Raw genomic sequence first — 20,698 nt, forward strand, 5'->3', positions numbered from 1 at the left:
GTTCTAATGATCGGTGGCGATGATGTGAAAGTTGGTGCTCCATATGTTGAGGGTGCTACAGTAACGGCTAAAGTAGAAAAGCATGGTCGTGACAAGAAAATCATCGTTTACAAGATGAAGGCGAAGAAGAACTACCGTCGTAAGCAAGGTCATCGTCAACCTTACACAAAAGTTGTGATTGAAAAAATCAACGCGTAAGGTGTGCGATGATAGTAGTTACATTTAAACGTAATGAACATCATCATATTCTCTCATTTACAATGAGCGGACATGCGGATGCTGGTCCGTATGGATACGATTTGGTTTGTGCAGGCGTCTCAGCCGTCTCAATCGGTACTGTGAATGCCATTGCGGAGCTTTGTGGTATCGAGCTTGAAACGGAAATGGGAGAGGAAGGTGGATTTCTCCGCTGTCGTGTGCCAGATGGATTAGATGGTGCGACATTTGAGAAAGTCCAGCTCCTACTCGAAGGGATGAAGGTATCGCTTCAATCCATTGCTGATGAGTACAGTGAGCACATAACCATTGAGAAATAATTAGGAGGTGAATCCTATGTTAAAAATGAACCTTCAATTTTTCGCATCGAAAAAAGGGGTAGGTAGTACAAAGAACGGTCGTGACTCTATCGCGAAGCGTCTTGGTACAAAGCGTGCTGATGGCCAAACTGTTACTGGCGGGTCCATCCTTGTTCGTCAACGTGGAACACGCATTTACCCTGGTGTGAATGTAGGAAAAGGTGGAGACGATACACTTTTTGCGAAAGTCGACGGCGTCGTGAAATTCGAGCGTGTTGGTCGTGATCGTAAGCGTGTGAGCGTTTATCCAGTTGCTCAATAATTTTAATGAAAACGCACAAGCCTTGGGCTTGTGCGTTTTTTTACTGTTTTTAAAAAGCATTGGTCACCGCATTAGCTCGAGTCGGCACGCTACGGGAGGTCTGTGCTTTATTTTGTGCTACTTCTTGCCTGTGGTATAGTAGAATTATACAATTTTGCACCCTACATTCCTTTTGGCCCATTTCGATTTTATCGACAAAGAAATAAGACTAGAAAGGAGTAAGCAGGTGAGCAACCTCAAATATTTGACTCAAGATGAATTGGACGTTGTGAAACAGCTTCAGGATGCCATGAACAAAGCAGAGTCTGAGGAAGAAACAAAAAAGCTCATCACGGAAATTACGTTAATCATTGAGCGAGCCAAAATTCGTTACATGAAAGAACATACAAGCTCTTCATAAACCAACCTACTCTTTGCGCATCATGCTTTACATTTGGAGGTTCTGACATGAAAATCACAGTAGTTGGCTATTGGCATGGGTATCCAGAAAAAGGAGAAGCGACATCTGGCTATCTACTTGAAAAAAACGGCTATCACTTGCTGCTTGATTGTGGTAGTGGAGTCATAAGCAATGTGCAACGTTTTTGTTCCCTCGATCAGCTAGATGGAATTGTCCTTTCCCATTACCATCATGACCATAAGGCGGATATTGGCGTTTTTCATTATGCGAGAATCATTCAACATTCTTTAGGAAAAACAATGAAAAACGCGGCCATTTACGGGCATCGACAAGATGAGGCATCCTTTCAATCTCTTGCATATGGCAATGTGGTTGAGGCAAAATCGTACAGTGATACAGGGCCATTGCAAATTGGCCCGTTCTCTTTTACTTTTTTGCTGACCAATCATCCTGTTCCTTGTTATGCCATGCGTATTGAAGATGGAGAAAGGTCGTTCGTCTATACAGCAGACTCAAGCTACATGGAGGAATTAGCAACATTTGCCCATGAGTGTGATTTACTCATTGCTGAATGTAGTGGCTACGGGAGTCAAGATGTAGCTCAATTCGGTCATATGAATAGCTATGATGTGGGAAAGCTTGCAACAAAAGCGCAGGCAAAAAAACTATTACTAACGCATCTTCCCCATGCTGGTGATCATGAGCAGCTACGGGATGAAACTGCTACAATTTATCATGGAGACATTTCCGTTGCTCGGCTAGGCTGGACTAATGAAGGCTAAAAAAAATAATTTTGCTTCTTCTATTTCGATTAGGAGAAGCTTTTTTTGTCTTTCATTTAAACCCTTAAACGCTGCCTAGCTTCGTCTCCAAGTCACTTGAGGTTGCTTCAGCCTGTCAATGGTTTCCTAAAACCTAGCAACACATTGACGGGGCTTCTAGTACTTGTCTCGGCTCAAGGAGCTTGCACTATTTGAACTTCATAAAGTGTATAGAATTTTAATGATAAATTGAGAAATTTGAAGAAAATAAAGGATGATAAGCGCTTACATGGCGTTTTGAAAATAAGCTGACTCATGTTAAGATGCTCATGTTAAAAACGGACCCGACTTTTGTGAGAGTCAAAAGTCAGAAAAAAATTTAATAGAGAAGAGGTGCACGATTGAATATACAATCTATTAAGGAGGAGTGGTTTGGCAATGTGCGAGGGGATGTGCTCGCAGGAATAGTCGTCGCTTTAGCCCTTATCCCTGAAGCGATTGCGTTTTCGATTATTGCTGGCGTAGATCCAATGGTTGGTCTTTACGCGTCTTTTTGTATTGCCGTTGTCATCGCTTTTGTTGGTGGACGACCTGGTATGATCTCCGCTGCAACAGGAGCCATGGCGCTGTTGATGATTAACTTAGTGGCTGATCATGGACTTCAATATTTGTTAGCGGCCACGATTTTAACAGGTGTGCTACAAATTTTATTTGGTGTTTTTAAGCTAGCAACCGTGATGAAATTTGTTCCACGAACTGTGATGGTTGGCTTTGTCAATGCATTAGCAATCTTGATTTTTATGGCACAGATTCAGCATTTTGTCGGTGAAACTTGGGTGATGTACGCCCTTGTTGCTTTGACACTTGCTATCATTTATCTGTTCCCGAAAATTTCCACTGCCGTTCCTTCCACCCTTGTTGCGATTGTCGTCGTAACAGCGATAGCCATCTTTGCGAATGTTGGTGTTCGTACAGTTGGTGATTTAGGAACACTTACACAGTCACTGCCGGTATTTTTGATTCCATCTGTCCCATTTAATCTTGAAACATTGATGATTATTTTTCCATATTCACTTGCACTGGCAATCGTCGGTTTGCTTGAGTCATTGTTAACAGCACAAATTGTCGATGATATGACAGATACCGACAGTGATAAAAATAAGGAGAGTCGCGGACAAGGGGTTGCTAATATCGTTACAGGCTTTTTCGGTGGAATGGCTGGTTGTGCCATGATTGGTCAATCGGTGATTAACGTTAAATCGGGTGGGCGAGGAAGGCTTTCTGCCCTTGTTGCCGGCGGATTTTTAATGTTCCTGATTATTGTTCTCGGGGGCATCGTTGCGCAAATTCCAATGGCGGCCCTTGCTGGTGTTATGATTATGGTATCAATTAGCACATTTGATTGGAATTCTGTACGTACCCTCCATAAAATTCCTCGTACAGATGCAGCCGTATTGGTCGTTACAGTAGGGACCGTTGTCATTACGCACGATTTATCCATTGGTGTATTAGCAGGTGTGTTATTAAGTGCCATTTTCTTTGCTGCAAAAATTTCCAAGGTTCATGTGGAAGAAAAGCTTGTGGAACATGGACAAAAGAAAATATACAAGCTTCAAGGTCAAATCTTTTTTGCCTCTGTTTCTGAGTTAATAAAGAAATTTGATTTCAAGGAAAACATTAAAGAAGTAGAAATTGATTTAACAGAAGCCCACCTTTGGGATGACTCCGCTGTTGGGGCGTTAGATAAAATCGAAATGAAGTTTAACCAAAACAATATTCCTGTTACTTTTACTGGCTTGAATACGGAAAGCAAACAGCTCTTTCAAAAAGTGGGCGGTTTATCAAAAGCTTCAGGTCATTAATGAATATAAAAAACGATTGTGTCTTAGCACAGTCGTTTTTTTTTATAAGCAAGGATAACTGGCTCTATATTGAATGTGGTGGTAGTTGCTTTAGCCAGTTGGTTGCTTAAAACCTGGCAACCCATTAACAGGCTTTTAGCACTTAGAGAGGGACCAAGGCGCTTTTGCTTTTCTTAATCATCCTAATGAATGTCAATGTATGAAGGATTCTAAAAAACAAAAAACTATAAAGATAGCTGATGAATTTACGATATTCATTAAAAGAAACAGAAGTCTTCAACAACTGAGGAAATAGGCTAATTGCTTATTTTTTATAAATTTTAGGCTTTTATACGAAATTTCGACCTGGATTTACAAAACCTTAACATTAAGCATAAATAGGATTAATATTCCGATACTATACTAACAAATGTAAGAGGGACATGGTGCCTACACAATTTCATACAATTTCCAATCAGAAAAAGGGAGGACAATTCATTGTACGGTAAAAAGGTCTTGTTATTTTTGGTCATGTCAGCATTAATGGTATTTGTTGCAGCATGTGGTGGAAGTGAAGAGCCAGCATCAGATGATACTGGAACAGACAATGCTGAAGGCGAAGCATCTGGTTCAATCGTAATCTCTGGTTCAAGTGCAATGCAACCATTAGTTGCGGCAGCTGCTGATGCTTATATGAATGAAAACATGGGGGCCAGTATCCAAGTGCAAGCAGGTGGTTCTGGTACAGGGTTAAGTCAAGTAGCGGATGGCGCTGTTGATATTGGGAACTCAGATGTTTTTGTTGAAGAAAAACCAGAAGTTGACGGAAGTACATTAGTTGATCACCGTATCGCAGTAGTAGGAATGGGTCCTGCAGTACACCCTGGAGTTGGACTTGAAGATATCTCAAAAGAAGATTTAATTCGTGTATTCACTGGAGAAGTGACAAACTGGTCAGAGCTTGGTGGAAGTGATACTGAAATTGTGCTTGTGAATCGTCCTGATTCTTCAGGTACTCGCGCTATCTTTGTACAATATGGGTTAGATGGCGCTGAAACAGCTGAAGGAATTACGGAAGACTCTTCAAACACGGTTAAACAAATTATCGCAGAGACTGAAGGTGCAATCGGCTACCTAGCGTTCTCTTATTATACAGATGATACAGTTACTCCACTATCTGTAGATGGTGTTGAGCAAACTGATGAAAATGTTCAATCAGGTGAGTACCCAATTTGGGCTTACATGCACTCTTATACAAATGGTGAGCCAGAGGGTTTAACAAAAGACTTTTTAGACTTTATGCTTAGTGACGAAGTTCAAAACACCATCGTCCCAGAAATGGGTTATATCTCTGCAACAAACATGCAAGTTGAGCGTGATGCAGAAGGTAACGAAACTGAGATTCAGTAATAGGCGAATAAGGATGGGTAAATCTCTTTTCCAGAGATTTACCCTGTTACGCTGTAATAGCGCAAGGGGGAGCTAATATGGAAGTGCAGGGTCATACTGTACGAGATCGATTATTAAAAAAACATAATCGTTCAGCTGAAAAAATTGAACGAAAAGGAAAATTCATCGTATATGGGTGTGCGTCAATCATTATTTTAGCCACACTTTCTATCACGTTCTTTTTGTTTTCAAAAGGATTACAGGCTTTTGTTGTAAATGGTGTAAGTCCAATTGAGTTTTTAACCAGCTTGGACTGGAATCCAACGAGAAGTGAAGCGAATGGAGGACCATCGTATGGGGCTCTGCCATTTATTTTCGGTTCGTTTGCCGTTACTATCCTCGCGGCACTTGTCGCAGCTCCACTCGGGATTGGGGCTGCCATCTTTATGACGGAAATTGCTCCAGCTTGGGGGCAAAGAATTCTACAGCCTGTCGTTGAACTTCTTGTTGGGATTCCATCGGTTGTTTATGGATTCATAGGTCTTACAGTCGTGGTGCCGTTTTTACGAGAACATGTAGGTGGCCAAGGGTTTGGCTTACTTGCCGGGATGATTGTTCTTTCGATTATGATTTTACCTACGATTACTAGTATTGCTACTGATGCATTGCGTTCTTTGCCGAATGGGTTTAGAGAATCTTCTCTTGCTTTAGGAGCAACTCGCTGGCAAACGATTTATCGCGTGCTCGTTCCTGCTGCGTTACCGATGTTATTGACAGCAGTTGTACTTGGAATGGCTCGTGCCTTTGGGGAAGCACTTGCTGTGCAAATGGTCATTGGGAACGCCCGAACGATTGCTGAATCGCTAATGGATCCAACTGCTACATTAACGACAATTATTACCTTAAACATGGGGCATACCGTTCAAGGAAGTGTTGATAATAATGTGCTATGGTCACTCGGCTTAATTTTATTAATTATGTCTTATATTTTCATTATTATCATTAGGTTTCTTTCAGCAAGGAGGACGTTTTAATGAATTCAAAAACAACAGATAAATTAGCTACAGGCGTCTTTCTTTTTATGGCTGTAATCATTGTATCAATCTTGGCAGGATTACTTGGTTATATTATATTTAATGGTTTTTCAAAATTAAATCTTGCCTTTTTAACGACGCCTCCAAGTTCAATACAGGCTGGCGGAGGGATTGGACCCCAGCTGTTTAACTCGTTCTATATTTTATTTTTAACGATGCTCATTACCGTTCCGCTCGGCTTAGGTGGCGGAATTTACATGGCCGAATATGCGAAGCCAGGTAAAGTAACAGATTTTATTCGTAGCTGTATTGAAGTCCTTGCCTCTCTACCATCGATTGTCATCGGAATGTTTGGTTTGCTATTGTTCGTCACGATTACAGGCTGGGGCTATTCAATTATTGGTGGGGCATTAGCTCTTACTGTGTTTAACCTTCCAGTTATGGTTCGTGTATGTGAGGATGCGATTCGCTCCGTACCTCGTGATCAAAAAGAAGCGAGTCTTGCCCTTGGCATTACTCACTGGGATACTGTTCGTACGGTACTCGTTCCAATTGCTTTCCCATCGATTTTAACAGGGGCAATCCTTGCGTCTGGACGTGTATTTGGGGAAGCGGCGGCCCTTCTATTTACAGCAGGTTTAACGACGCCTCGTTTGAATTGGGCGGATTGGAACCCGTTTTCTGAGACATCACCATTAAATATTTTTCGACCTGCTGAAACGCTAGCCGTTCATATTTGGAAAGTGAATACTCAGGGACTTGTGCCAGACGTGCGTGAAATTGCAGATGGAGCTTCAGCGGTACTTGTCATTGCTGTCTTGTTGTTTAATCTTTTTGCTCGTTGGCTAGGACGCTATATTCATAAGAAATTAACAGCTTCAAAATAATAAAAGGGGTGAGCAAGTATGGCAACTTTAACTGTAGAAAAAAACAGTGATGAGGTGCAAACTGCGCAGGGAACCGTTCAAAATAAAAATATTTTAACAATCAATGATTTAAATATTTATTACGGGGAAAAGCATGCCGTTCAACATGTATCCTTTGAAATTGAAAAAAATTCAGTAACAGCCTTAATCGGGCCATCTGGATGTGGAAAGTCGACGTTTTTGAGAAGCATTAACCGGATGAATGATTTGATTCCTTCTTCTTACTGCGATGGCGAAATTTTGTATGAGGACATTAATTTAATCGGGGATGATATTAATGTTGTCGCATTACGTAAAGAAATTGGAATGGTATTTCAAAAGCCAAATCCGTTCCCAAAATCCATTTATGAAAACATTACCCACGGCTTACGGTTCCATGGGGTAAAAAAGAAAGAATGGGACGGCATAGTGGAAGAATCATTGAAAAAAGCTGTCCTTTGGAATGAAGTGAAGGATCGCTTGCATGAGTCAGCGCAGTCCCTCTCAGGTGGACAGCAGCAACGTCTCTGCATCGCAAGAACACTTGCAATGAAGCCAAACATCTTGTTATTAGATGAACCAGCTTCTGCTCTCGATCCAATTGCCACAGCTAAGATTGAAGAATTGATTTTAGAACTGAAAAAGGACTATACAATTATCATCGTCACACACAACCTGCAACAGGCTTCACGGATCTCAGATAAAACAGCCTTCTTTTTGAACGGAAAACTGATTGAATACAGTGACACAAACCAGCTTTTTGTCAATCCGAAAGAAAAGCAAACTGAAGATTATATTTCTGGACGCTTTGGATAGAGAGGGAGATGGAGATGGACGCGACAATGGTCGAAAGAAAAAAAAGCGTAGACACTGTCTATGAGGTGAAAGATCTCAATTTATGGTACGGAAAGCAGCATGCATTAAAAAATATATCCTTCTCAATTGATGAGTCACAGGTGACGGCAATTATTGGGCCCTCTGGATGTGGAAAATCAACGTTTATTAAAACACTAAATTTAATGATTAACATGATTCCTTCTGTAAAAATGTCAGGAGAAATTAATTACAAAGGCAACAACTTGCTTTCAACAAAAGTGGATCTTGTTGACCTTCGTCAAAAGGTCGGCATGGTGTTTCAAAAACCGAATCCATTTCCGAAATCGATTTATGAGAATGTAGCATATGGTCCGAAGGTACATGGGATTAAAAAGAAAAAAGTTCTTGATGAAATTGTCGAAAAAAGCTTAAAAAATGCTTTTTTATGGGATGAAGTAAAGGATCGTCTTCATGCAAACGCAATGGGGTTATCTGGTGGTCAGCAACAACGTCTTTGTATTGCGCGTGCCCTTGCTACAGAGCCAAGTGTATTGCTAATGGATGAACCGACCTCTGCTCTTGATCCGATTTCTACGACAAAGATCGAGGAATTAATCAGTGAGCTGAAAAAGAACTACACGATTGTGATCGTGACCCACAATATGCAGCAAGCTGCACGGATTTCAGACCAAACGGCCTTTTTCTACATGGGAGAGCTAGTAGAAATCGGAGAGACGAATCAAATTTTCACAAGTCCAATAAATAAAAAAACAGAAGAATACATTACTGGACAATTCGGTTAAAGCGAGTTGATCGGACAATACTGAAGCCTTTTTTCTTTTTTTTTGAAAAAAGAGGTAGGGCGTCAGTTCAACTGAATGAAACAATGAAGCCTCCCTTTTGATTGAGAAGAGTTCTCCGTGTTACTTGAAGAGCTGGTTTTCATGAATGATAAAACTGGTGTGGTGGTGAGCATTTTTCTTAAAACTGCTATTGTCCTCCTTGTACTAGAAATTTTAAACAAGTTAGGTGGTTAAATCATGCTACGAACCTCTTTCCATCAAAAAATTGATGAAATTAAAGAAAAAATTATTTTCATGGGAAAAGAAACGGAACGACAGTTAAACAAAGCAATCGAAGCGATTTCAAATCCTGATGCGGAGTTAAAGGAATCAATCATCCGTGAAGATAAAGAAATTAATAAGCTTGAATTAGACATTAACAATGAGGTGTTTCTCCTAATTGCAAAACAGCAGCCAGTGGCCTCTGATTTACGTAAATTAATTGTCGCCTTGAAAATCTCAAGTGATTTAGAACGAGTCGGTGATTTAGCCGTCGACATGGCTAAGGTGTCAAGGAGATTAGACGTCACCGTTTTTAAAGAGAAGCGAGAGGCTCTATTAGAAATTGCAGAGCAGGCAAAATTTATGCTGAATGAAGCGCTTGAGGCCTATAAAACAAGCAATATTCTGTCGGCTCAAAAGCTCGCCACCTTAGATGACAAGGTCGATACATTATTCAGTGAGTTCATTAAAGGGTTGTTCCGTGAAGGGGTTTCAAAGCATGATGCTGAGCAGGTCACACAGCTAGCCTTTATCGCTCGTTACATTGAGAGAATTGCAGATTACGGAACCAACCTAGGTGAATGGGTAGTCTATGAGGTAAACGGAAAGCATTTTGATTTAAACTAACGGAGAAGAAGAGATCGTCTGCTTGTGAGCAATGGTCTCTTTTTTTATGTCAATAGCCTTCATTATAAGGGAAGGAATGCATTTTACATGGAGGCTCTTGATTGTACTTAAAAAATGGAGCACAAACCTTTTCTTCGTCTATTTTTAGTATAAAATGGGATGTATAAGATGCGCTTTTTAGCGATAAAAACATCGCTGAACAGTGAAAACCGGCATGTATTGTTTTTTCCATTTTCTTTACGTTTAACTTGGCTTGTTTCTTGCATAAAGTATGAAGAGAGGAACAAGGAGGCGATTCCAGTGACACGATCAGATGAGATAATTAAACAAACGGAGCAGTATGGGGCGCATAACTATCACCCTCTACCGATTGTGATTTCAAGAGGAGAAGGAGCCTGGGTAGAGGACCCTGAAGGAAACCGATATCTGGATATGCTAAGTGCCTACTCAGCTGTCAATCAAGGACACCGTCACCCGAAAATCATTGCAGCGCTAAATAAGCAAGCCGACCGGATTACGTTAACCTCTAGAGCCTTTCATCATGATCAGCTCGGGCCCTTTTATGAAAAAGTGGCAAAACTGACGAAAAAAGAGATGGTGCTACCAATGAACACAGGCGCTGAAGCGGTGGAAACTGCAGTCAAAGCAGCAAGGCGTTGGGCATATGATGTGAAAGGTGTTGAAGACAACCAAGCAGAGATCATCGTTTGTGAAAATAATTTTCACGGTCGGACGATGACGGCGGTTTCCCTTTCTTCGAACCCAGAATACAAACGGGGATTTGGACCGATGCTGCCAGGGGTTAAGGTGATTCCGTTTGGGGAAGCAGCTGCCTTAGAAGCAGCGATTACAAAAAACACAGCTGCTTTTCTTGTTGAGCCGATTCAAGGAGAGGCAGGCATCATTATCCCTCCTGATGGGTATTTAGCAAAGGTTCGTGAGATTTGTTCCCGTCATCATATTTTGTTTATCGCTGATGAAATTCAAGCGGGGCTTGGTCGCTCAGGAAAGCTTTTTGCAAGTGACTGGGAGGTCGTGGTACCGGATATGTACATTTTAGGTAAGGCTCTCGGTGGAGGAGTCATACCGATTTCAGTCGTGGCGGCAAATCGTGATGTGTTAGGAGTATTCGAACCGGGCTCCCACGGTTCGACATTCGGTGGAAATCCATTAGCCTGTGCAGTGGCGATTGCTTCACTTGAGGTGATGGAAGAAGAAGGACTTGTGGATCGTTCCCATCAGCTCGGACATTACGTGATGGAAGAGCTGGCGAAAGTAAGCCATCCTGATATTAAAGAAATAAGAGGGCGCGGTCTGTTTATTGGTATTGAGCTCCGTGTGCCTGCACGACCGTATTGCGAACGTTTAAAAGAACAAGGCATTCTTTGCAAAGAAACCCATGATCATGTCATCCGCCTCGCACCTCCTTTGGTGATTGCTGAAGAAGATTTAAAATGGGCATTAGAAAAAATTCGAGCGGTGTTCACTTCTTAATGTAAGGATAGGTAAGGTGGTAGAATGTTTACTACCTTGCCTTATCGTCAGAAGATTGACACCTTTGAAATGATTCGGCAAGATGAAGGTGAGTACATCGTTTTTCTATAGAAATCCAACGGTCTGCTTCAGACAAAGGAGAGAGATTATGGAAAAAATAGGCATTATCGGTGTTCCAATGGATTTAGGACAAAACCGTCGTGGGGTCGATATGGGACCTAGTGCCATCCGGTATGCAGGTTTGACGCAGCGCTTGCAAAATCTCGGATTTGAGGTCCATGATTTAGGCGACATTCCAATTAACCATCCAGGCGAAGTAAAAGCGGAGCATAGTAATTTAAAAAACCTAGGTGAAGTGGTTAAAGCGAATGATTTATTACGTCAGCATATCGAAAAAATACAAGCAGATGGATATTTCCCTTTAGTTCTCGGTGGGGATCATAGCATTGCGATTGGAACATTAGCTGGTGTAACAAAGCACCGAAAAAATCTAGGGGTTATTTGGTATGATGCCCATGGTGATTTGAATACAGCAGAAACGTCTCCTTCTGGAAATATTCACGGTATGCCTCTTGCAGTGAGTCTTGGGATCGGTCATAAGGCTCTAACGACAATTGGTGGATTCGCTCCGAAAATCAAGCCTGAAAACATCGTTATTATCGGTGCTCGGTCGTTGGATGATGGGGAAAAGGAATACATTCGAGAGAAAGGCATCAACATTTTTACGATGCATGAAATTGACCGACTTGGCATGACTGCTGTGATGGAAGCTGCGATTGCTCATGTGACAAAGGGAATGGACGGGGTTCACTTAAGCCTCGACCTTGATGGGCTAGATCCTAATGATGCGCCAGGTGTAGGAACCCCTGTGATTGGCGGACTTTCTTATCGAGAGAGTCATTTAGCGATGGAAATGCTAGCTGAGGCGAACATCATTACCTCTGCTGAGTTTGTAGAGGTAAATCCCATATTAGATGAACGAAATAAAACAGCAGAAGTGGCTGTTGCGCTCATTGGCTCGTTATTTGGTGAAAAGCTCCTTTAGTAGGAGGCTTTTTATATGAGTCAACAGGGAAAAAGTGAAGCATCTGCTCCAGTTGCTGTTTTTGATTTGAAACGTGTGCAGTCTTGTAAGACGTGCTCTTTCTTTTTATTAGGCTTCCGGGAAGATTTTGATTATAATGGAGAGGGGCTTTGAATGTGGATACATCATGTGAAAGGAGGATAATAGATAATGGATGTATTACTTACGATTCACCGCGATTCTTGGGCGGTATTAATTGTTCTCTTTCTCGTTAGTTACTTCTTACTAAAAACAGGGAAAGGGAAAGCAGGAAAAATTGTACATATGATTGTGCGCCTTTTCTATCTCATTATGATCATCACAGGTATTGGTTCGCTCATTGCGTATAATTTTGCTGCCATGTACATTGTAAAAGGCATTCTGGCGATTGCTTTGATTTACGTGATCGAGATGATTTTAGTCCGTACAGCGAAAGGAACCTTAGGTGGCAAAGCAGCAACCTATTGGCTCGCTTTCATTATTCTACTCGTCATTGTCGTTCTTATGGGCTTTGGCGTCATTCGTTTTTAGCTGACAGAGGCTGACTTTTTTGTCAGCCTTTTTTCATTGTCTCAAATAAGTGCACCTTATTCTGTAATATTGTGGAAATGAATAAAGGGCGTAGAGTGATTATGATAAAATAAAAGAAACCAGACAGGTTAGTGTGGAGGGAGAAACGAGATGGAATGGCAGCTTAAAGCGTTTCAAGAGTTATCTTTAGATGAACTATATGAAATCATAAAACTGCGAATCAATGTTTTTGTTGTAGAACAAACTTGTCCTTATCAAGAGCTTGATGATTTTGATCGAGATGCCGTCCATTTATGTGCATGGGAGCATGGACGACTTGTGGCATATGCACGAATTTTAAAAGCAGGTAGTAAATATAACGAAGCTTCGATTGGACGTGTCATTGTCAATCCAGTAGATCGAAGCAGGGGTTTTGGAAAAATGCTGTTTAGACGAGCCCTTAACTATTGTACAGAGGTCCTGAATGAAACAAAGGTGAAAATTCAAGCGCAAACCTATTTGCGTGCCTTTTATGGTTCATTTGGCTTTCAAGAAATTTCTGACGTGTATGATGAGGATGGCATTCCACATGTAGATATGATGAAATCATGAAAAATGAGGTGAAGATCATGTCACAGCATCAAATCATCCGATCGCATTTAAAAGAGATTGCAGCTGAGCCACGGTTGAAGAAGTGGTTTGACTGGCAACGAATGGAGAGAAAGCCACTTTATTATTTGCTTCCATCCACTCAGTGGCTACAAACGGCTCGGAAGCGGCAGCCAGGAATGAAGTTTACGACATTTGACGATGTAGCAGAGGTCGTTTTGAAGCAAGCCAATTATTCTTATATAGCGATTGGTGAAGAGGAACGAACGTTGTGGTTTCAACAGTTTTTGGAGGACGGCCTCCTCTCCGAAGAAGCAGAGGAAGAAGAGACATTTTACAGCAAAGTGAATGGTTATGCCGATACTTATGGACAAATAAAGCGATTAGGATTAACGGTTGAAGAGGGAGCAAGTGGACTTGAGCGGTTAAAGCCATTGTTTTCGAAGTATGAGAAGCAAGCCATAGAAGAGCGCGGCTTACTTGATCCAGAAAATCGAATCCTTCAAGGGGCCAAGCTTCTTCAGGAAAATCGCCATCCATGGGCAATCGGTGGTATCGTTATTGACGGCTTTTACGATTTTAGCCCACTGCAATATAAGCTGCTAATAGCACTTGTTGAGGCGAATATCCCGATAACGATTTATTTGCCAGCAAGCTTTGCCGCGTCGATACTAGAAGATACGATGTCCCAGCTTAAAAAAATTGGTTTTGTTGAAGCCCGAGCCTCAGAACGAGACCAAGATAAGCCCATCACTGAAACGATTCAGCTAAGGACGGCTTCGACAATAGAAGAGCAGCTGTACGGGGTCCTTCACGATATCATTGAGGAAGAAAAACCTTACGACTTATATGGTGTATTACTTGTGAATGAAAGGCAAGAACGTGTGGAGCTTGAACGTTTGACAAAGGAGCTTGACATCCCTCTTCAAGTGCCAAGAAAGCAGCAAGTAGGGGATACGCAGATGTACGGTTTACTTGATCTTTGGTTACGTGCTCCACATTTTTCCACGAAGTGGGAGCAATTGCCGGTGCTTGAGCAGGTCATGAAGGTGCTCTTTATTACAGGGAGACAGTTCATGATGATAAAAGAAGAATTTATTCGAACCAATAAAGTTATCGATCCTTCAGTAAGTCAATTGTTTACAGCATTGACGCAAAATAAATGGAAGAAAAAAGGTCGTTTTATTGATTTCTTGCAGCTTCTTGAAGAGGGAATTCATGAAAGCGGCATTTTAACACATTTGGAGACTGCATTAGCGATGACAGACAACACATTTGTGGCAAAGCAACTCGCCACAGAATATCGTGCCCTGCAGATTCTTTTACAAGTGATAAAAGAAAAACACGACGAATTTATCGACAATGGCTTGAGCTCCTTTTCGATTCGCTTCGAGCTGTTTCAAGAGTGGCTTTTCGATACCGCTCAGAAGGCGAGTTTTTCGATCGAACGAGGGGATCCGCACGGTTTAGCTGTGCATACATGGCGAGATGTTGCTCTCTTTAAAGGCACCCACCTTTATGTCATTGGTATGAATGAAGGCATCTTTCCTGCACAGCATCAATTAGGTGGATACATGCAGGAAAAAGAATTGTATCAGCTACCAATCCCTTATGGCCGTCCTACTCAAGCAACCTCTCGTAAAAAACAGGATGCTTATTTTCAACAGCTCTTTTACCTTGCCGATACGATTACCTTTTCCTATGTCAAAGGCGTAAATCTAGAAAACCCATTGCTGCCTTCTCCATATCTTGAACCATATCTTTATTTAGAAAATCATCAATGGACATGGGAAAAGCGAATGCGTAGAGCTAATGCAGCTTCTAAAACCGATCAAATGTTTAAAGGTGCTTATCTCCTTGGGAAGGGAGATCAGCTTGATGAAATGACGCCTGAGCTAACGGCATTCCAAGCGAATGTAAGGCGCCTTGAAACAGGGGAGGAAAAAATCACTGTCGATCGCCTCGCCCGTAAAGATGTCGTCGCTATTACAGAGCTAGAGAGCTATGCACGCTGTCCATTTCGCTATGCCATGGAACGAGTGTTTGAAGTGAAGGAGCCGTTGCAGCAGCAAGAGAGAATCTCTCCCCTTGATCTCGGAAGGCTCGTCCATCAGCTAATCGAGGCATTCTACAAAAACATGAATATGATCGGTGTCTCCTTCGGTTCGTTATCTGAAGAGGTAAAAGAGCAGGCGTTTCAGATGTTAATGGATCGATTTAATGAATTATGGCAAGGGATTGAGCAGGCGAGCTTAGAGATATCTAGACTCGATTTAGAACTGGCAAAAAGGGAATGGAGCAGACGTCTGAAAAAATGGTGGGCGGCTGAACGGAAGCATTTTTGGGATCATCCTGATGTGGCGACAATGGCGATTTACGCCCTTGAACGAACAGTATGCTTTCCGATTGAGCTACCGGGTGGACGAACGCTAACATTGACGGGAAAAGTTGATCGCATTGATGCAGATAATGAAGGCTTTGTCGTTTATGATTACAAAACTGGAGAAGCACAATTAAAGATATCAAAGCATGTGCCCTCAGGTCTTAAGCTTCAATTGCCACTCTATCTTATGGCGGTAAAAAATCAAATGGACAACGGAAGAACGGCCCATGGTGCCACGTATATTTCGCTTAGAGACCCTGAAAAACGCTCTAATAACGGGGTGTGGAAAACAGAGCATGTAGGAAAAGGGTCAAGGTTTCAAGTGTCAAGCTTTTGTAAAAATCGAGAGGACGATCTAGGGGAAGCAAGCTTTTTAGAAAAATATGAGCTAACGAGCCGGATCGAAGAATTATGGAATGGAATGAATGAAGATTTTTCCGTCCGGCCTCTTGATTGTGCGAAAGGCTGTCCATATAAATCAGTGTGTCGTGTAACCGATGAGCAAGTTGAGAAAGGAGCAGCGGCGTGGGATTAACATTTAATACGGAACAAGAACGAGCCATTTTTTCTCATAAGCCTTTTGTTGTATTGTCAGCTGGAGCAGGCTCAGGAAAAACCCGAGTTTTAACTGAACGGTACATTTATGTGTGTGAACAGAAATGGAAAGAGAAAAGCTTAGGGATTGGACATTTTGGGGCGACAGTGGATGAAATTGTGGCCATTACCTTTACTGAAAAAGCAGCAAGAGAGATGAAAGATCGGATTCGCTCACGGCTTCATGAACGAATGAACGAAGCAGTGGAGAATGGTGAAGGAGAATTAGCCGAATTTTGGCGAGTACAAAAAGAAAAGATGGACCGGGCAACAATCCTTACGTTCCATAGCTTTTGTCAAAAATTACTCACAGAATATGCGATGGAAGCAGGCCTTCCTCCACGTATTTCGATCTTGGATGAAAAGGAGGCGATGTTAGTCAAACGAGGCATTTTGAAGGATTTATTTCAACGTTCAAGCCTTGGCGAATCCTTCGATCTACTGCTTCAAATTTTTTCAAAAGGTCAGCTGATTGAATCAATCGAAGCTCTCTATGGCCGGATTCGAGAGCTGTCTTCTGACCCAAAAATTTTTGCGCGCCTCAATGGGAGAGAAATGCTTGAAAAGCAAAAGGATGCTCTCCAAACACAAAAGAAACAAATGATCATGGCTTTCCATGAAAAAGCAAAGGGGTGTGTAGAGGCTTTTTCGGGACTATCTGGATTAACAAAATCCATGCAAGACCATGTGGAGCGAATAAAAGCGTTGTATCCGTCTGTTCATCCAGACATGGGACCTGATGAATACATAGCAAAAGTGGAACAGATGATGCCGGGGCGTGGCCATAAAAGCTGGGCAGAAAAAGCTCCCCCTCTTCAAGAAATCTATGAAACTCATTGGAAGCTGTTAAAGGAACAGTGGAAGTCTTTTTCGAGTGCGACGGTCATTGCCCCTCATCTCGTACACGTTCTGGATCATTTTCTTTGCGTCCTACAGCACTTCCACCTCGAATACGAAGAACAAAAGCAACGAAGAGGAATGCTCGATTTTTCTGATCTCCAGCAAAAAGCAGTCATACTTTTGCAAAAAACGGCGATACAACAAGCTTGTCGCCTCCAGTTTCGGCACATAATGGTTGATGAATTTCAAGATACAAACCAGCTACAAATGGAAGTGCTTCGTCATATCCAGCCTGACTACCAATTTCTTGTCGGCGATAAAAAGCAATCCATCTATCGATTTCGAGGGGCCGATGTGAGCTTGATGAGAGAGGTTGGGGAGCAAGCAAAGAAGCGTGAGGATGCTGAATACATTGAGATGAGCACCAATTACCGCACATCAAAGCCTGTTATTGATGTGATTAATTCGCTGTTTACCTCAATTATGGCATCTAAGGATGAAACTTCTGACCAAATGGATTACGTTCCATTGGTTCCAGCAAGACCAAGTGAGAAAGAAGGAGAACAACGAGTCGAGCTGATTGCGATTGAAGAAAACACTGAAGAGGAAGAGGGAAAGCAAGGGCAAGGAGAATCAGAGATGCTTGCCAATCGACTTGTTGAAATGATGAGGAGTGGAACCCCTCGTGTTTTTACAGAGTGGGGTTGGCAGCGACCACGGTGGCAGGATATGGCGATTTTAATTCCGGCTCGTACTCATCTGCTTCAGCTTGAACGAGCATTAACAGAGAAAGGAATCCCATACATTGTCTATGGTGGAGTTGGCTTTTACGAACGTCAAGAAATAACCGATTTCCTTTCCATTTTGCAATGGCTGAATCGCCCGTTTGAATCATTGTACCTTTTTTCACTCTTACGCGGTCCCCTTTTTGGATTAACGCTAGATGATTTACTTGGGGTGCAGCTGCAGCTTCAGGAGCAGCAGACGCTACCAGACTATGTACTGAAGGGGGATTATGCTCACAATGAACAATTGTCTTTAAAGGTCAAAAAGGCCTTTGATAAAATCAATCAGTGGCTTGAGCAATGGGTACCATTCAGAGCACAACCGACACTTTCAAGCCATTTACATTTACTTTTTGAAGCAAGTGGGTTAAAAACAGCGTTACTTCTTCAGCATAATGGCGTGCAAAAAGTAAAAAATGTAGAGAAGCTCATTCGTGAAATCGTGTCATGGCGAATGTTAGTACTTGAGGATATTCTAGAAAAATTGGAACAATTAAAGACTCTTGTCTCTCAAGAAGGCGAAGCAGAAATCGAATTAGAGGAAGGGGACGCCGTTCATATCATGACCATTCATGCATCAAAGGGGCTGGAATTTCCAATTGTTTGTTTGCCACAGCTTGGTCGGCGTCCTCGCTCTGACAAAGGAAAAGTTCGCTTTGATCTAAACCAAGGAATTGTTTTGCAGTATGAATATGAGGAAGAAGAGGAAGAAAGCCCAAAAAAGTATGAGTCACCAGGTTATGCTCTTGTGAAAGCGCAAGGGGAGGAAGAGGCGTTAGCAGAAACGAAACGACTTTTTTACGTAGCGACAACAAGAGCAAAAGACTATTTGTTGATGATTGGGACCAAATCTTCGTCTCGTCATTCTTGGCTAAGCTTTATTGAAGAAGCGCGAGACGAAAATCCATTTTTGGAAACGGCTATGCTTAATACAGCACATGTGGATGAACAGAACCCTTGGCAACAAGAAGAGCAAACTCACTCCCTTCCACCTGTTATGGCCCGTTCTCCCAAAATTGAACGGTTTTCTGTTTCTGAATTGATGACATTTATGAAGAGCCCCACTTTATATTATGAAACGTATGTGCTAGGCATTCATTCATTGTTTCAAGCAAATGGAGAAACATCGAAAGCTAGTCCAGTTCAACCGAGCACACTCGGGACGCTGGTACACCGTGCGTGTGAACTGCGAGATTATGGGTTTACAACAGAAGAAGCGATTGAGGAAGCTATTGCATCTAGTGAACAAGAGTTGGAAGAAAAGGCATATCGGGATGAAATGATCGAATTAATGGAGAACTATCATGATGGCATCATTGCTGAGTTAGGTGAGCCTGTGGCAAATGAATGGTCATTTTCAGTTGAAGTTGAAGGTGCTGAGATTGTAGGAGAAATTGATAAAATCGTTCGGAAAGATGAAAAAGCCCATTTGATTGATTTTAAAACCAATCAAATTTGGAGATCAGGGAAAGAGCTTTTTTCATACTATGAGCCTCAGCTTTATTTGTATAAGCTTGCTTATGAACAGGAAACAGGTGAAGCTGTCGGGTCCCTCTGTCTGTATGTTTTAAGAGATAAAAAGGAGCCGCTTCATATTTTGCCCCAAGAAAAAGGAGCAGAGGAAGAGGTTCGTGAGGCGATTCGAAAGCTTGTCCACTTACGGCAAACGAATGCTAACCGAAGCGAGTATGAACAAATAGAAAGAAAATGAGGTAGATTCTTATGTTGGACAAGTATAAGCTCGTCATCTTTGATTTGGATGGGACACTGTATGAAGGAACGGAGCATTTTGACTTTTATGCAGAGCATTTAATGAAAAAGGTGAACAGGGAAAAGCGAGCGGCATTTAAAGATGATTACGAAAAAATGAAAGCTGGTCAGCATACAGTGCAAATCGGCAAAGGATACGACATGCAAAGGGATGTGATTTTAACCGTCGATCCAATGTCTTTACTCGTTACAGATGCACAGGATTGGACGGGAAAAGCTTGGAGTCAGGAGGCAAGAGAGTCCACTTATTCAGATGCGGTTGTCTTTGATTTTGAAAAAATCATTGCGATTGGTGACGGCTGGTGGCTTCCCTTTGTTACAGCAAAGCATTATGGTGTCATTGATTGTTACTCTAGCTATTTGGCAACCAAAGCGTATATGGTGACGGACGCTTTTCAATTAACACCCCTCCCTGGTTTAAAAGAAGGGCTTCTCTTTTTGAAGGAAAAAACAAACATCGTATTACTGACAAATAGTGACCGCGAAGACGTACAGCGCTTATTAAAAGAGCTTCATCTAACAGGTGTTTTTGAGCACATCATCACGTCTGCGAAAAAACCTTCGCGCACGAAAGACCTTTTTGAACAGTTGCTGTCTTTGTATAAAGCGAATCCGAAAGAGAGTGTTTCAATTGGAGATAATTTTTTGAATGAGATTGCACCAGCCCTTAGTCTAGGAATGAATGGTATTTATATTACACCAGTAAGAGAAACAAGCTATACTGATGAAAAACTAACAATTGTAAAAAGTATTATCAATTGTTTTTAAGGCACAGAAACCTACATGAGCGGCTCGCTCTTCCCACTGGGATGAAAATGAGTTCGTCTGGTTATACTGTACACCATTTCAATGAAGGCGGTGTGAGCGGAAGTGCTTCATTGTTTCACCAACTTGTACTGAAGCTCCGTCCCCTTATCACAGAAAAGGAGTGAGGCGATACGACAGTGAATGATAAGTTATGGTAAAATCAAACGAA

Annotated in this window: 20 protein-coding genes; all 20 read left to right on the forward strand. The window is 41.9% G+C overall.

The annotated features are described in order from the left end of the window. The coding region (rplU, locus tag BLT_RS0105515; protein ID WP_017726811.1) for a 50S ribosomal protein L21 at window positions 1-198 on the forward strand (198 nt) is incomplete at its 5' end. An 8-nt stretch (window positions 199-206) separates the two neighbouring features. Further along, on the forward strand, window positions 207-536 hold the full coding sequence (locus BLT_RS0105520) for a ribosomal-processing cysteine protease Prp (protein ID WP_017726809.1): 330 nt from the start codon (window positions 207-209) through the stop codon (window positions 534-536). 16 nt (window positions 537-552) lie between these two features. Beyond that, a complete protein-coding gene (rpmA, locus tag BLT_RS0105525) occupies window positions 553-837 on the forward strand; it encodes a 50S ribosomal protein L27 (protein ID WP_017726810.1) in 285 nt (94 codons plus the stop codon). 226 nt (window positions 838-1,063) lie between these two features. After that, window positions 1,064-1,237 carry a hypothetical protein gene (locus BLT_RS23980; RefSeq protein ID WP_017726812.1) on the forward strand — a complete coding sequence of 58 codons (174 nt, stop codon included), beginning with the start codon at window positions 1,064-1,066 and terminating at the stop codon, window positions 1,235-1,237. 47 nt (window positions 1,238-1,284) lie between these two features. Further along, window positions 1,285-2,019 (forward strand): MBL fold metallo-hydrolase, encoded by a 735-nt coding sequence (locus tag BLT_RS0105535; protein WP_017726813.1) that lies wholly within the window; start codon window positions 1,285-1,287, stop codon window positions 2,017-2,019. A 380-nt stretch (window positions 2,020-2,399) separates the two neighbouring features. Further along, window positions 2,400-3,860 (forward strand): SulP family inorganic anion transporter, encoded by a 1,461-nt coding sequence (locus tag BLT_RS0105540; protein WP_026105001.1) that lies wholly within the window; start codon window positions 2,400-2,402, stop codon window positions 3,858-3,860. Between the two features lie 477 nt (window positions 3,861-4,337). Then, window positions 4,338-5,249, forward strand: a complete 912-nt coding sequence (locus tag BLT_RS0105545) for a phosphate ABC transporter substrate-binding protein (RefSeq protein ID WP_017726815.1) — start codon at window positions 4,338-4,340, stop codon at window positions 5,247-5,249. A gap of 77 nt (window positions 5,250-5,326) precedes the next feature. Further along, entirely contained in the window at window positions 5,327-6,262 is a 936-nt protein-coding gene (pstC, locus tag BLT_RS0105550; protein ID WP_017726816.1) for a phosphate ABC transporter permease subunit PstC, read from the forward strand. Beyond that, window positions 6,262-7,149 (forward strand): phosphate ABC transporter permease PstA, encoded by an 888-nt coding sequence (gene pstA / locus BLT_RS0105555; RefSeq protein WP_017726817.1) that lies wholly within the window; start codon window positions 6,262-6,264, stop codon window positions 7,147-7,149. The genes pstC and pstA overlap by 1 nt, the downstream gene beginning before the upstream one ends. An 18-nt stretch (window positions 7,150-7,167) precedes the next feature. After that, window positions 7,168-7,983: a phosphate ABC transporter ATP-binding protein PstB gene (pstB, locus tag BLT_RS0105560; RefSeq protein WP_017726818.1), complete on the forward strand. Its 816-nt coding sequence runs from the start codon at window positions 7,168-7,170 to the stop codon at window positions 7,981-7,983. A 14-nt stretch (window positions 7,984-7,997) separates the two neighbouring features. Continuing rightward, the gene (pstB, locus tag BLT_RS0105565) at window positions 7,998-8,786 is read left to right on the forward strand and encodes a phosphate ABC transporter ATP-binding protein PstB (RefSeq protein WP_017726819.1); all 789 of its coding nucleotides are present in this window, start codon (window positions 7,998-8,000) and stop codon (window positions 8,784-8,786) included. A gap of 237 nt (window positions 8,787-9,023) precedes the next feature. Next, entirely contained in the window at window positions 9,024-9,674 is a 651-nt protein-coding gene (gene phoU, locus BLT_RS0105575) for a phosphate signaling complex protein PhoU (RefSeq protein ID WP_017726821.1), read from the forward strand. Window positions 9,675-9,842: 168 nt separating this feature from the next. Continuing rightward, window positions 9,843-11,168 carry an ornithine--oxo-acid transaminase gene (locus BLT_RS0105580; RefSeq protein ID WP_017726822.1) on the forward strand — a complete coding sequence of 442 codons (1,326 nt, stop codon included), beginning with the start codon at window positions 9,843-9,845 and terminating at the stop codon, window positions 11,166-11,168. Between the two features lie 148 nt (window positions 11,169-11,316). Continuing rightward, window positions 11,317-12,213: an arginase gene (gene rocF, locus BLT_RS0105590; protein ID WP_017726823.1), complete on the forward strand. Its 897-nt coding sequence runs from the start codon at window positions 11,317-11,319 to the stop codon at window positions 12,211-12,213. A gap of 15 nt (window positions 12,214-12,228) precedes the next feature. Further along, the gene (locus tag BLT_RS23985; protein WP_017726824.1) at window positions 12,229-12,366 is read left to right on the forward strand and encodes a hypothetical protein; all 138 of its coding nucleotides are present in this window, start codon (window positions 12,229-12,231) and stop codon (window positions 12,364-12,366) included. A 36-nt stretch (window positions 12,367-12,402) separates the two neighbouring features. Then, a complete protein-coding gene (locus BLT_RS0105600; protein WP_017726825.1) occupies window positions 12,403-12,762 on the forward strand; it encodes a DUF1516 family protein in 360 nt (119 codons plus the stop codon). A 150-nt stretch (window positions 12,763-12,912) separates the two neighbouring features. Beyond that, a complete protein-coding gene (locus tag BLT_RS0105605) occupies window positions 12,913-13,353 on the forward strand; it encodes a GNAT family N-acetyltransferase (protein WP_017726826.1) in 441 nt (146 codons plus the stop codon). Window positions 13,354-13,370: 17 nt separating this feature from the next. Further along, entirely contained in the window at window positions 13,371-16,268 is a 2,898-nt protein-coding gene (locus BLT_RS0105610) for a PD-(D/E)XK nuclease family protein (RefSeq protein ID WP_161603237.1), read from the forward strand. Continuing rightward, window positions 16,259-19,663, forward strand: a complete 3,405-nt coding sequence (locus BLT_RS0105615; protein WP_017726828.1) for a UvrD-helicase domain-containing protein — start codon at window positions 16,259-16,261, stop codon at window positions 19,661-19,663. The genes BLT_RS0105610 and BLT_RS0105615 overlap by 10 nt, the downstream gene beginning before the upstream one ends. 11 nt (window positions 19,664-19,674) lie before the next feature. Further along, window positions 19,675-20,490, forward strand: coding sequence for an HAD family hydrolase (locus BLT_RS0105620; RefSeq protein ID WP_017726829.1), 816 nt, complete (start codon window positions 19,675-19,677; stop codon window positions 20,488-20,490). The last annotated feature ends 208 nt before the right edge of the window (window positions 20,491-20,698 follow it).

Origin of the sequence: Halalkalibacterium ligniniphilum (assembly GCF_000334155.1) — a bacterium.
Classification (GTDB): domain Bacteria; phylum Bacillota; class Bacilli; order Bacillales; family Bacillaceae_D; genus Halalkalibacterium; species Halalkalibacterium ligniniphilum.